The 12,764-nt window shown below is 64.4% G+C and carries 11 protein-coding genes; 10 read left to right on the top strand and 1 reads right to left on the bottom strand.

What is annotated here, in order from left to right; all coding sequences use genetic code 11:
• The first annotated feature begins 7 nt into the window (after positions 1 to 7).
• From B3446_RS11240 to lpxC, 4 genes are all read left to right on the top strand, one after another.
• A complete protein-coding gene (locus B3446_RS11240) occupies positions 8 to 832 on the top strand; it encodes a cell division protein FtsQ/DivIB (protein WP_191579013.1) in 825 nt (274 codons plus the stop codon).
• 4 nt (positions 833 to 836) lie between these two features.
• Positions 837 to 2,063, top strand: coding sequence for a cell division protein FtsA (gene ftsA, locus B3446_RS11245; RefSeq protein WP_006217473.1), 1,227 nt, complete (start codon positions 837 to 839; stop codon positions 2,061 to 2,063).
• A 187-nt stretch (positions 2,064 to 2,250) separates the two neighbouring features.
• A complete protein-coding gene (gene ftsZ / locus B3446_RS11250) occupies positions 2,251 to 3,435 on the top strand; it encodes a cell division protein FtsZ (RefSeq protein WP_175185988.1) in 1,185 nt (394 codons plus the stop codon).
• Between the two features lie 239 nt (positions 3,436 to 3,674).
• Positions 3,675 to 4,598 (top strand): UDP-3-O-acyl-N-acetylglucosamine deacetylase, encoded by a 924-nt coding sequence (gene lpxC, locus B3446_RS11255; protein ID WP_056320776.1) that lies wholly within the window; start codon positions 3,675 to 3,677, stop codon positions 4,596 to 4,598.
• Between the two features lie 215 nt (positions 4,599 to 4,813).
• Here the strand turns inward: lpxC and B3446_RS11260 are convergent, their stop codons facing one another.
• Positions 4,814 to 5,221: a DciA family protein gene (locus B3446_RS11260; protein WP_175125683.1), complete on the bottom strand. Its 408-nt coding sequence runs from the start codon at positions 5,219 to 5,221 to the stop codon at positions 4,814 to 4,816.
• A gap of 129 nt (positions 5,222 to 5,350) precedes the next feature.
• Between B3446_RS11260 and B3446_RS11265 the strand changes: the two genes are divergently transcribed.
• The 6 genes from B3446_RS11265 to B3446_RS11290 form a co-directional block, all read left to right on the top strand.
• Positions 5,351 to 6,325, top strand: a complete 975-nt coding sequence (locus B3446_RS11265) for a M23 family metallopeptidase (RefSeq protein ID WP_291381020.1) — start codon at positions 5,351 to 5,353, stop codon at positions 6,323 to 6,325.
• Between the two features lie 190 nt (positions 6,326 to 6,515).
• On the top strand, positions 6,516 to 9,251 hold the full coding sequence (gene secA, locus B3446_RS11270; protein ID WP_291381010.1) for a preprotein translocase subunit SecA: 2,736 nt from the start codon (positions 6,516 to 6,518) through the stop codon (positions 9,249 to 9,251).
• Positions 9,252 to 9,269: 18 nt separating this feature from the next.
• Complete coding sequence (locus B3446_RS11275; protein ID WP_291381012.1) at positions 9,270 to 9,989, top strand: VOC family protein; 720 nt, start codon at positions 9,270 to 9,272, stop codon at positions 9,987 to 9,989.
• Between the two features lie 195 nt (positions 9,990 to 10,184).
• Positions 10,185 to 10,946, top strand: a complete 762-nt coding sequence (locus B3446_RS11280; protein WP_191579010.1) for a GntR family transcriptional regulator — start codon at positions 10,185 to 10,187, stop codon at positions 10,944 to 10,946.
• Complete coding sequence (locus tag B3446_RS11285; RefSeq protein ID WP_175139411.1) at positions 10,946 to 11,932, top strand: tripartite tricarboxylate transporter substrate binding protein; 987 nt, start codon at positions 10,946 to 10,948, stop codon at positions 11,930 to 11,932. Before B3446_RS11280 ends, B3446_RS11285 begins: the two co-directional genes overlap by 1 nt.
• Positions 11,933 to 11,999: 67 nt before the next feature.
• Positions 12,000 to 12,764, top strand: a 765-nt coding sequence (locus B3446_RS11290; protein WP_291381015.1) for a thiamine pyrophosphate-binding protein, incomplete at its 3' end; no start/stop codon positions are given.

Genomic DNA, 12,764 nt, shown 5'->3' on the forward strand with positions numbered 1-12,764 from the left:
ATACTCCGTGTGGAACGACGCTCGTACTACCAACCTGATCGCCAACACGCTCGCCGTGCTGGCGGTTGCCGCCATGCTCATCGCGGGCGTGGTGTGGGTGGCGCAGCGTCCGTATTTCACGCTGTCGGCGATCGAGCTGGAATCGATGCCGGACACCGAACTTCACTACGTGTCGACGGGCGCCGTGCGATCGGCGATCGCGGGCCGCGTGAAGGGCAACTTCTTCACGGTGGACCTGGACGACGCGCGCGAGATCTTCGAATCGGTGCCGTGGGTCCGGCATGCCACCGTGCGGCGGATCTGGCCGAACGTGCTGCGCGTGCGCATCGAGGAACAGCAGCCTCTGGCGCTGTGGAACGAGAACCAGATGATCAACACCTGGGGCGAGGCGTTCACGGCCAACACGGGCGAGGTGGACGACGACACGGTGCTGCCGCATTTCTCCGGGCCCGACGGCACGGAAGCGCTGGTCGTGCAGCGCTACGCCGAGTTGGCGCGCTGGTTCGCGCCGCTGGACATGCATGTGGAACAGTTGGAACTGAGCCCGCGCTACGCCTGGCGCGTCGTGCTTTCCAACGGCATGCTGCTGGACCTGGGCCGCGATCCGGGCGCCGATGCGCCGGATCCGCACGGCCTGCCCGGCGCCTTGCCGTTCGCGGCTCGTATTCAACGCTTTGTGCAGGCGTGGCCCACCGTGTCGGGGCGCCTGGTAGGGCGCACCGTCACGCAGGCCGACCTGCGCTATCCGAATGGTTTCGCCCTGGCGCTGGCCCCGTTGCCCGCGTCGGAAACCAAATCCAAATCCACACCGAAACCTCCCAAGAAACGCTAACGCCATGACCCGTGACATCAAGGACCTTATCGTCGCCCTCGATATCGGCACCAGCAAGGTGGTGGCTGTGGTGGCTGAAATCCTGCCTGAAGGCCGCTTCGAGGTGCTAGGCCTGGGCCAGCACGAATCGCGCGGCATGCGCAAGGGCGTGGTCGTCAACATCGAGACCACTGTGAATTCCATTCAGCGCGCGCTTGAAGAAGCCGAGCTGATGGCAGATTGCAAGATTCGAGACGTCTACACCGGCATTGCCGGCAGCCATATCCGCAGCTTCAATTCCAGCGGCATGGTCGCCGTGAAGGACAAGGAAGTCACCGCCACCGACGTCGCCCGCGTCATCGAGACCGCCAAGGCGGTGAACATCCCGACGGACCAGCAGGTGTTGCACGTGCTGACGCAGGAGTTCATCGTCGACGGCCAGGAAGACATCCGCGAGCCCATCGGGATGAGCGGCCTGCGCCTGGAAGTGCGCGTGCATATCGTGACCGGCGCCGTCAGCGCCGCGCAGAACATCGTCAAGTGCGTGCGCCGCTGCGGCCTGGAAGTGCAGGACCTGATCCTGCAGCCGCTCGCCTCCAGCCTGGCCGTGCTGACTGCCGACGAAAAGGAGCTGGGCGTCGTTCTCGTCGACATCGGCGGGGGCACGACCGACGTTGCCATCTTCACCGGCGGCGCGATCCGCCACACCGCCGTGCTGCCCATCGCCGGCGATCAGATCACCAACGACATCGCGGCGATGCTGCGCACACCCACGCCCGATGCCGAAGAAATCAAGCTGCGCTACGGCGTCGCCAAGCAGGTGCTGGCCAGCCCGGACGAGTCCGTGGAAGTGCCGGGCCTGGGCGACCGCGGCCCGCGCCAGGTCAAGCGCCAGGCGCTGGGCGCCGTGATCGAGCCACGTGTCGAAGAACTGTTCACGCTGGTGCAGCAGGTGGTGCGCGATTCCGGCTACGAGGACCTGCTGGCTTCCGGCGTGGTCCTGACCGGCGGATCCGCGCAACTGCCCGGCATGATCGAACTGGCCGAGGACGTGTTCCTCAAGCCGGTTCGCGTGGCGGTGCCCGAGTATGAAGGCAGCCTTGCCGACGTGATGCGCAATCCGCGCTTCTCGACGGTGATGGGGCTGCTGCAGGAAGCACGCATGCAGCGTGTGCGTGGCCGCAAGGTGGCTGCGCAGACGGGCAACTTCAAGAGTCTGCTTGCGCGCATGAAAGAGTGGTTCATGAATTAAAGGGTGCAGGTTGGGGCCTGCTCCTTGGTGCGAACCGCGGCAGTCTAGCGGGGAGCGCCAGAAAGAGGAGGCGTCTCAAACCCGTAGCGGGCCTATGTAGCCGGCGTCGGCTTTGAGGCGATTCACAAAAGATAGGTTGTCGGGGAATTTTTGTGATTTGCAAATTCGGACTTGTGAGGGAGTCATCATGATGAACTTTGAGATGCTTGAGAACAACACCAAAGGGACCGTAATCAAGGTCGTTGGTGTGGGTGGTGCGGGCGGCAATGCCGTGGCGCACATGATTCGCAGCGGTGTGCACGGCGTGGATTTCATCTGCGCCAATACCGATGCGCAAGCGCTGGCGGCAACCAATGCGCCGGTGCAGATCCGCCTGGGCCGTACCGGTCTGGGCGCGGGCGCCAAGCCCGAGCAGGGACGCGCGTCGGCGGAAACCGCGCGTGAGGAAATCCGTGCCGCGCTGAACGGCGCGCACATGGTCTTCATCACCGCGGGCATGGGCGGCGGCACCGGTACCGGTGCAGGTCCGGTCGTGGCTGAGGTGGCGAAGGAGCTGGGCATCCTGACCGTGGGCGTGGTCACCAAGCCCTTCACCTTTGAAGGTAACAAGCGCCTGAAGATGGCCGAGGACGGTATCTCGGAACTGGCCAAGCACGTGCATTCGCTCATCGTGGTGCTCAACGAGAACCTCTATGAACTGATGGATGAGGACGCGACGCAGGAAGACTGCTTCCGTTCGGCCGACGACATCCTGCACAATGCGTGCGCGGGTATCGCCGAAATCATCAACGTCGAAGGCAACGTCAACGTCGACTTCGAAGACGTGAAGACGATCATGGGTGAGCAGGGCCAGGCCATGATGGGCACGGCGTCGGCATCGGGCGCGGATCGCGCACGCGTTGCCGCCGAGCACGCCATTGCTTGCCCGCTGCTGGAAGGCGTGGATCTGAACGGCGCGCGCGGCGTGCTGGTCAACATCACCGCCAGCCGCTCGCTGAAGATGCGCGAAACGCGCGAAATCATGGAAACGATCCGCAGCTACGCTTCGGACGACGCGACCGTGATCTTCGGCACCGCCTACGACGAGTCCATGGGCGAAAACCTGCGCGTCACGGTGGTTGCAACCGGCCTTGGCCGTGCGCAAGCCCGTCCGCAACTGGTGCAGAACACCGCTGAAGTGCTGCGCACCGGCACCGACAACATGCCCATGGGCACGATGCCGGCCGGCCAAGGCGGCGACTACCGCAATCTGGACATGCCGTCTGTCATGCGCAATCCGCGCAGCCAGGCATCGGCCCAGGTGCGGGCGCTGGAAAGCTCGGGAATGGATCATTTCGACATTCCGGCCTTCCTGCGTAAGCAGGCGGACTGAACCTAGAGCCGGTCAACGGCTCTAACTGCACTCCCTCACTCCGGCTCGCCTGTCCCCACGGGCGAGCCGGAGGCAGAGCGGTCCGTGTTTCCCTTGCACGTTAAATAAGGGACGGAGGTTTCGGCCGGTCTGAACGTCAGTTTGAATGGCGGCATGGATCGGACAGCGTTACAATACTTCGGTTACGCCGGCAATCCGTACTTATCTTGCCGGCTTCCGGGTTCAAAATTCCAAGTCTCATGTTCCGACAGCGCAGCATCCAGAATCTCGTCCGCACGACAGGCGTCGGCGTCCACTCAGGACGGCGGGTGGAGCTCACCCTGCGTCCGGCACAGCCCAATACCGGCATCGTCTTTCACCGCGTAGATTTGCCACAGGTCGTCGACCTGCCCGCGCAAGCCACCGGCGTGGGCGACACCCGCATGGCGTCCGTGCTGCAACAGGGCAATGTGCGCGTGTCGACCGTGGAACATCTCATGTCGGCGTTGGCCGGCCTGGGTATCGACAACCTGCACGTCGACCTCACTGCCGAAGAAGTCCCCATCATGGACGGCAGCGCGGCGACGTTTGTGTATCTGTTGCGCTCGGCGGGCATCGTCGAGCAAAACGCGCCCAAGCAATTCATCCGTGTGTTGAAGCCGGTGGAAGTGCGTGAAGGCGAAGGCCGCAACGAGAAATGGGCCCGGCTCGAACCCCATGAAGGGTATGCGCTGGCTTTCTCGATCGACTTCCGTCACCCTGCCATCGACTCCACGGCGAATTTTGCCGAAATCGATTTCGCCACGCATTCGTACGTTCGCGAGATCGCGCGTGCGCGCACCTTTGGTTTCGTGAATGAAGTCGAGGCCTTGCGGTCGATGGGCCTGGCCCGCGGCGGCAGCCTGGACAACGCCATCGTCATGGACGAGTACCGCGTGTTGAATAGCGACGGGCTGCGTTACGACGATGAATTCGTCAAACACAAGATTCTGGACGCCATCGGCGACCTGTATCTGTTGGGCAAGCCGCTGGTGGCGCGCTATGTGGCGTGCAAGTCGGGCCACGGCCTGAACAACCAGCTTGCCCGCGCGCTGCTCGAGCAGCGCGACGCCTGGGAAATCGTCACGTACGAATCGCAGGCAGAAGCGCCTCAGGCGTTTCGCCATGAATGGAAACTGGCCTGACGCCAGGTTTCCGCTGAACCCGCGCACGGGGGCTACCCCCGGCCCAGCGCGGGTTTCTGCTTAGATTCCCGCTTGGGTTTCTCCTTAGGGACGACGCTGGCCGTCATCCCCTCGCGCGATAGTCGCAATCCGGTAGCCAACCATCCGGCCATCGGTCTGAAAAGTTGGTTTCGCGACGTTTCCGGCCCTTGAGTTGCCGGACAAAGCCGGGTTGCTCAGCTACTCTTGTGATGCTTCAAGAGCTTGGCGACGGCATCGGCCAACGGACCTGGCCGCAGATTGCCGTGCAGCGTTTCGAACGCACCCAGGGCCTTGTCGTTCAGCGGTTGTGCCTCTGTGGGAGGGCGCGGCTGACGGGCGCCGGGCTTGGGTAACCCCGCTTGTACCTTGATGGCAATTTCGTTAAGGTTCCAGCCCTGGTCCGCCAGTGACCGCGCGATGCGCGGCGCCAATTGACGCATCTTGGCCGCATGTGCGGCGGTGGGCACCACCAGGTGCAGACACAGGTTTTCCAGCTTGGCGACCTGGCACACAGCACCCAGCGGGGCGGGCAAAACTGCCGCCACCGCGTATTGAATTTGCAGATGCTTGCGGGCAGTCGCCAATACACCGGCGCCCCGCATGTCATGACCCAGCCATCCCAGGGCGGTATTTTCTACGCGCCGGCTGGTACTGGAACGTTGACGGTATGAAGCGGGTCTATTCATGCCGGCTTTAAAAGAATTAGGAAGCAAACCTTGAAGATCGTGATTATGCACGCCCGCGACGGGCAGGACGGGCATTTCACCCTGGGCGGCGCGCGACTGGCGTTGTTCCTGGGGGGCGCCTTGATTACCGCGGCCATTTTTGGCGCAGCGCTTCAACGATACATCACTCCGATCCTTCCCGCCGTCCACACGATGGGATGGCCGCTCTCTGAGCAGCCTGGGCGCGACGCCGATTTTCTGCGTGAAAACATGAACCTGCTGGCTTCGAAGGTCGGCGCGCTGCAGGCCAAGCTGGTCAGCATCGACGGCTTGGGTCAGCGCGTGGCCAAGGTGGCGGGCGTGGCCTACACGGACCCCGAATTGGCACAGCAACTGGCGTCGGCGCAGCCCGAGGCGCCGGCGCATCCCGAGGCCACGCAGGTCATGGACGACCTCTTTATCGACCATCCGCCGCCCAGCGCGGCGTCGGCCGAGGCGCTGGGCCGGCAGCTCGACGAGATCCAGGCCCGGTTGTCGCAGCAGACTGACAACTTGAAGCTGCTGGATGCGGCGCTCACCAAGCGCTCGGCGGATCAGGCGCGCATGCCGACCGCCATGCCGATCACCGATTACCCCTATCTGTCGTCCTCGTATGGCTGGCGCCGCAACCCGGTGACGGGCCGCTCGGCCATGCACGAAGGGCTGGATTTCGCGGCGCCCTCGGGTACGCCGATCCTGGCCGCGTCCGGCGGCGTGGTGCTCGAGGCCAAGTGGGCGCCTGGCTTTGGCAACATGGTCGAAATTGACCATGGCGACGGCCTGATCACCCGCTACGCCCATGCGTCCTCGTTGCTGGTCAAGCAGGGCGATCTGGTCGAGCGCGGCCAGCAGGTCGCGCGCGTCGGCAGTTCCGGCCGATCTACGGGACCGCACCTGCATTTCGAGGTCCGCCTTGCCGGACAACCGCTGGATCCGCGCCTCTTCCTGGGGTCGCAGCCTCAGCATGCGCCGCCCGCCGTCGCGCAGGCTGCCGCGCCTTGAACCCTTCGCGGGTTGGCCGGTCAAACCGGCCGACAGTGCTACCCTGGTCATAGGTCCAGGCTATTACGCTCCAGGTGCGTTAAACTGGTTCGTTTCCCGGCGGACCCCCGCTCAACCAATAACATCAAGTCACGGGTGACGCTGCCCCAAGCGCTTCGGGTGTGGTGTGGCTCGTGCGGCCGACATACGCATGGTTTCTCTGCTCAAAAAACTCATAGGTAGCCGCAACGACCGGCTGCTTAAGCAGTATCGCAAGCTGGTAACCCAGATCAATGGGCTCGAACCCAAGATCTCCGCGCTCTCCGACGCGGAACTGGCGGCCAAGACCGACGAATTCCGTTCCCGCCACGCCCAGGGCACTTCCCTGGACGATCTGCTTCCCGAAGCCTTCGCCGTTGTGCGCGAAGCCGGCAAGCGGGTGTTCGGCATGCGGCACTTCGACGTGCAGATGCTGGGCGGCATCGCCCTGCATAACGGCAAGATCGCCGAAATGCGCACGGGTGAAGGCAAGACGCTCATGGCGACGCTGCCTGTTTACCTGAACGCCATCGCCGGCAAGGGCGTACACGTGGTCACGGTGAACGACTATCTGGCCCGCCGCGACGCCGAATGGATGGGCCGCCTGTACCGGTTCCTGGGCATGTCCACCGGCGTGGTGGTGCCGCAGCAGCCGAACGACGAAAAGAAGGCCGCGTACGCCGCCGACATCACGTACGGCACCAACAACGAATTCGGTTTCGACTACCTGCGCGACAACATGGAATTCCGTGTTGAAGACCGCCGCCAGCGCGTGCTGTTCTACGCCATCGTCGACGAAGTGGACTCGATCCTGATCGACGAGGCCCGCACGCCGCTGATCATCTCCGGCCAGGCCGAAGACCACACCGAACTCTACGTCCGCATGAATGCGGTGCCGCCGCTGCTGACGCGCATGGCGCACGAGCCCAAGCCGCAGGAGCCGGAACCCGAAGGCGATTACTGGGTCGACGAAAAGAGCCAGCAGGTCTACCTGTCGGAAGCCGGCCACGAACACGCCGAAGGCATTCTTGCCCGTCTGGGCATCCTGCCCGAAGGCGAATCGCTCTACGACCCGCGCCACATTGCGTTGATGCACCACCTGATGGTGGCGCTGCGCGCCAACACCCTGTTCTTCCGCGACCAGCAGTACGTCGTGCAGGACGGCGAAGTGGTGATCGTGGACGAATTCACGGGCCGCCTGATGGTGGGCCGCCGCTGGTCCGATGGTCTGCACCAGGCCGTCGAAGCCAAGGAAGGCGTGAAGATCCAGCACGAGAACCAGACGCTGGCGTCGATCACGTTCCAGAACTACTTCCGCATGTACGAAAAGCTGTCCGGCATGACCGGCACGGCCGACACGGAAGCGTACGAATTCCAGGAAATCTACGGGCTTGAAACGGTCATCATCCCGACCAACAAGCCCATGGTCCGTAAAGACCAGAACGACCAGGTCTTCAAGACGGACGGCGAAAAGTACAACGCCATCCTCGAAGACATCCGCGATTGCCACGAGCGCGGCCAGCCCGTGCTGGTGGGCACCACGAGCATCGAGAACTCCGAACTGCTGTCCGGCCTGCTGAAGAAGGCCAAGCTGCCGCACGAGGTCCTGAACGCCAAGCAGCACGCCCGCGAAGCCGAGATCGTTGCTGAAGCCGGCAAGCCGGGCCACATCACGATCGCGACCAACATGGCCGGTCGCGGTACCGACATCGTGCTGGGCGGCAGCGTCGACAAGCAGGTCGACCTGATCCGCGCCGACGAAACGCTGTCCGAAGCCGAGAAGACCGCGCGCATCGAAAAGATCCGCGCCGAATGGAAGCCGCTGAACGATCAGGTCAAGGCCGCGGGCGGCCTGCGCATCATCGGCACCGAGCGCCATGAATCGCGCCGTATCGACAACCAGCTGCGCGGCCGTGCCGGCCGCCAGGGCGATCCGGGCTCGTCCCGCTTCTACCTGTCGCTGGAAGATTCGTTGATGCGCATCTTCGCGGGCGACCGCGTGCGCGCCATCATGGAACGCCTGAAGCTGCCCGAGGGCGAGCCCATCGAGGCCGGCATGGTCACGCGCTCGATCGAGACCGCGCAGCGTAAGGTCGAAGGCCGCAACTTCGACATCCGCAAGCAATTGCTGGAATACGACGACGTCTCCAACGACCAGCGCAAGGTGCTGTACTCGCAGCGCAACGACGTGCTGGAAGCCGCCAGCGTCGGCGCCACCGTGCAGAACCTGCGCGACGCCGCGGTGACCGATCTGTTCAACACGTACGTGCCGCCGGAATCGGTGGAAGAACAGTGGGACATCCCCGCGCTGCAGAAGGCGCTGGAAGCCGACTGGCACCTGCATCTGCCGCTGACCGAGATGCTGGAAAAAGAACCCAACCTGAACGACGAAGAACTGCGCGAACGCGTGGTGGCCGCGGCGCGTGATGCGTACCAGGCCAAGGTCGACCAGGTGGGCGAGGAATCGTGGTCGCAGTTCGAACGCTCGATCATGCTGCAGGCGATCGACACGCACTGGCGCGAGCACCTGTCGGCGCTGGATTACCTGCGTCAGGGCATCCATCTGCGCGGTTATGCGCAGAAGAACCCCAAGCAGGAATACAAGCGCGAAGCCTTCGAACTGTTTTCGGGCATGCTGGAACGCGTGCGCGACGACGTCGTGAAGGTGCTGATGACGGTGCGCGTGCAGTCGTCGGAACAGGTTGAGCAGGCCGAAGCCGAAGCGGCGCAATCGCACGTGCAGAACGTGCAGTATCACCACTCCGACTACGACGAGGCGCTGGCGTCCGATGCGCAGGAAACGGGTGCGCAACCCGCGCGCAACGCACTGCCCAAGGTCGGCCGCAACGATCCGTGCCCGTGCGGCAGCGGCAAGAAGTACAAGCAGTGCCACGGTAAGCTGGTCTGATAAAAGGGGTTAGCCTTCATGCTGCATTCTGTCGGCCGCACTGAATTCGACCACGCCGTCGTCATGGTGCGAGACCGGCTGGATGCGCTGGCGCCCCATTACGAGCGGCAGGGTTTTCATCTCAGCGACAAGGCTGTGCACAACCTGGGGTCGTGCAATCGCCTGATCGTGCTGGAAGGCACGTACGTCGAATTGCTGGGTTGGCCGCCCGGCGCACCGCCCGCGCGCAAGGAAATTGCCGATTCGCCGTTTGGTCTGGAAGCGCTGGTGTTCCGGACCTATGACGCCGAGGCCACCTACAAGCGGCTGCAGGACGCCGGCTTTGCCGTCAATCCTGTGCAGGAGCTGACCCGTCCGGCCATGCTGGACGGTCAGGAAGTCCAGGCCCGTTTCCATACCGTGCGATTCGCCGAGCAGCCCTTGCCCGGCATTCGCATGTATTTTTGCCGTCATCTGACGCCCGAGTGCGTCTGGTCGCCCGAGCTGATGGCGCATCCCAATGGCGCACGCAGCCTGCATCGCATCGATGCGCGCGCGGCGGACGCCAGCGGGGTGGCAGAACGTCTGGCGCTGGTGGCCGGCGTGACCGCCGAAGCCGCCAACGGCGGCTGGGACGTGCCGCTGGCCAACCTGCGCATCCATGTCCAGCAGGATGACACCGCGCAGACGCCTGTCCTGTCCACGCTTACCCTCGAAAATCGCGACGGCGCGCACTACACGCTGGATACCGGGCTGTAAGCCTTCCACGCACCGACTGCTTGCCGATAGCCCGCCGCCTGGCGGGCTTTTTCATGCCTGCCGCTCACGAGGCGGCCGTCGGCGACAAACGTGAAAACGGGTGTGCGCCTGGGGCAAACCCGGGTTGCCGGTCAAAGTGTATGCACTTTAGTATGCACTTCATCCCGACTGGAGCATTGCCACAGGCGATCCGGTATGACGCTCTCCCAACCTGCAGCCACCCCTGTTGCCCGCGCGGCCCGCACCTCGGCCGGGCAGGCCGAGTTGTATGGCGCCGTCAAGGCGATGGCGGTGCGCTTTGAGTTCAAGCCGGGTGAACGCATCAACGAGGTCGAGCTAGCGCGCCGGCTGCACGTCAGCCGCACGCCGCTGCGCGAGGTGCTGAACCAGTTGATGGTGGAAGGATTTCTGACGCGCGCGGTCAATCGCGGCTTCATTGCCCGCCTGCTGGACGCCAAGCAGATCCACAGTCTTTATGAATACCGCGCGGTGCTGGAAGCCGGCATCGTGCGTGCAGCCTGCGAGCGCGCCACTGACGACGAATTGGCCAGCCTGCGCGCCTTCGTCGAACGCTCGCGTGACGAGCCCGACGACAGCGATGCCGCCCGGCTGCTGGAACTGGACGAAGCCTTTCATCTGGCGCTGGCCCGCTACTCCCGCAACGAAGAATTCGTGCGCGCACTGGAAAGCGTCAACGCGCGCATTCATTTCGTGCGCTGGATCGACATGCAGCAAGGGCGCCGCAGCCATACGCAAGGCGAGCACCTGCGCATCGTGGACGCGCTGCAAAAGCGCGACATCGAGGCGTTGCCCGGCCTCATCAGTGCGCATATCGGCCGCCGGCTGGACCAGATCACCGACGTCATCCGCACGGGCTTTTCGACGATTTACATGCGGGACCAGGCCGAACCCGCCACGGTAGTGCCGGCCAACACCACAACAGCAGGGGAAAACTGATGAATAGAACGATCAAGCGGGCGCTGGCGGCGGTATGCACGCTGGCCGCGGCCGGGGGCGCCTTTGTCGCCGCGCCGGCGATGGCCGAGGAACGGCCGCTGATTCTCGTCGTGCCGTATCCGCCGGGCGGCAGCACCGACATCCTGGCGCGCATCCTGCAGCCGCGCCTGTCACAGCAGATGGGCGGCCGCGCGGTGGTCGTCGAGAACCGTCCGGGCGCCGCCAGCCAGATCGCCACGGCGTTCGTGGCGCGCGCTGAGCCCGATGGCAATACGCTGCTGGTCAGCTTCGACAACCACGGCATCAACCCGGCCGTGAAGCCCAAGCTGCCGTACGACACCTTCAAGGATTTCGTCGCCATCGGGCAGACGGTGCGCTTTCCGCTGGTGATCGGTGCGAATCCGAGCGTACCTGGGGACAACCTGAAGGAGTTCCTGGCGGCGGCCGCCAAGCAGCCGCCCAACAAGTTCAACTATGCGTCTACGGGCGTGGGCTCGCTGAACCACCTGGCGCCGGAAGAGCTCAAGCGGCTGTCGAAGGTTGAGCTGCTGCACGTGCCGTATGGCGGCGGCGGACCGGCCATTCAGGCCGTCGTCGGCGGGCAGGCCAACATGACGTGGCTGAGCTTTGCCGCGCTGCGTGGCCAGATCCAGGCCGGCAAGATCAAGCCGCTGGCCGTCGCCGGCGAAAAGCGCCTGCCCGAACTGCCCAATGTGCCCACTGTGGCCGAATCGGGCTTCCCCGGCTTTGTCGCGTATTCGTGGAGCGGCATGTTCGCCCCGAAGGGCACGCCGGAAGCCACCGTCAAGAAACTGACGGCCGATTTCCAGGCGGTGCTGGCCGATCCCGAGATCAAGAAGAAGATCACGGAAGCGGGCTTTGAAATCGTTGCATCGGATGGTCCTGCGCTGGATGCGTACGTGAAGTCGGAGTACGACCGCTGGAGCGCCTTCATCAAGAGCAGCAACATCAATCTGGATAACTGACCGGCGTCGGGCCAATGGGGCGGCTGACTGCCGCCCCGGCCCGGCTCCCGAATTACGTGGAGATGACATGGAACACATGAACGGCGCCGAAGCGATGGTGCGGATGCTGCAACACAACGGCGTCAAACATATCTTTGGCCTGTGCGGCGACACCACCTTGCCGCTTTACGACGCGCTGTACCGCCTGGACCACGGCATGCAGCACATCCTGACGCGTGACGAGCGCAGCGCGGCCTACATGGCCGACGCCTATGCGCGCGTGACCGGCAAGGTCGGCGTGTGCGAAGGCCCGAGCGGCGGCGGCGCGACCTATCTGCTGCCCGGCCTGGTCGAAGCCAACGAGTCGTCGATTCCCGTGCTGGGCATCACGTCGGACGTGGCCGTCGGCTCGCGCGGCAAGTATCCCCTGACCGAACTGGACCAGGAGGCGCTCTACCGCCCGCTGACCAAGTGGAACCGTACGATCGATCGCGCGGACCAGATTCCGGGCATGGTGCGCGCGGCCTTCCGCGCCATGACGACCGGCAAGCCCGGCTCGGCGCACCTGTGCTTTCCCTATGACGTGATGAAGCAGGAAGTGGATGCGTCCGACGTGTGGGCGCAGCCCGAGCACGGCAGCTTCCCCGCCATGCGCTTCGCGCCGGATCCCGCCGACGTGGCGCGCGCCGCGCAACGCCTGGTGGCGGCGCGCTCGCCGGTGATCATCTGCGGCGGCGGCGTGGTCATCGCCGGCGCCTGCGGTGCGCTGCAGGAAGTTGCCGAGGCCCTGAAGGCCGCGGTGTGCGTGACGGTGAGCGGGCAGGGCAGCCTGGCCGACACCCATCCGCTGAAT

Origin of the sequence: Achromobacter sp. UBA5777, assembly GCF_002418565.1 — a bacterium.
Classification (GTDB): domain Bacteria; phylum Pseudomonadota; class Gammaproteobacteria; order Burkholderiales; family Burkholderiaceae_B; genus Achromobacter; species Achromobacter animicus.